Annotated in this window: 1 protein-coding gene; it reads right to left on the bottom strand. The window is 70.7% G+C overall.

Annotated elements, in window-relative coordinates:
• On the bottom strand, positions 1–256 hold a 256-nt coding region (locus ACHAAJ_RS15630), incomplete at both ends, for an HNH endonuclease (protein ID WP_435729164.1).

The following is a 256-nucleotide window of genomic DNA, read 5'->3' as shown; positions in this document are numbered from 1 at the left end:
GTGTGCCGGATGCCGGGGACGGGGATCACGGACCAGCCGGGGGCTTCTTTGGCGTAGTTGCATTCTTCGCAGAGCGCTTGGGAGTTCTCCAGGGTGGTGGGTCCGCCGGCGGCGGCGGGGACGATGTGGTCGTGGTGGCGGAAGGGGGCGTCGCACCAGGGGTTGGAGCAGTCCTGGTCGCGTGCGGCGACGATGCGGCGCATCCCGGCGGGGAAGATCCGCGCCCTGGAGTCCATCGCCTGCAGCTGTCCGGTGG

It is taken from the genome of Arthrobacter arnarulunnguaqae (assembly GCF_051262515.1).
Taxonomy (GTDB): domain Bacteria; phylum Actinomycetota; class Actinomycetes; order Actinomycetales; family Micrococcaceae; genus Arthrobacter_N.
This window is presented reverse-complemented; position numbering and strand designations above follow the sequence as displayed.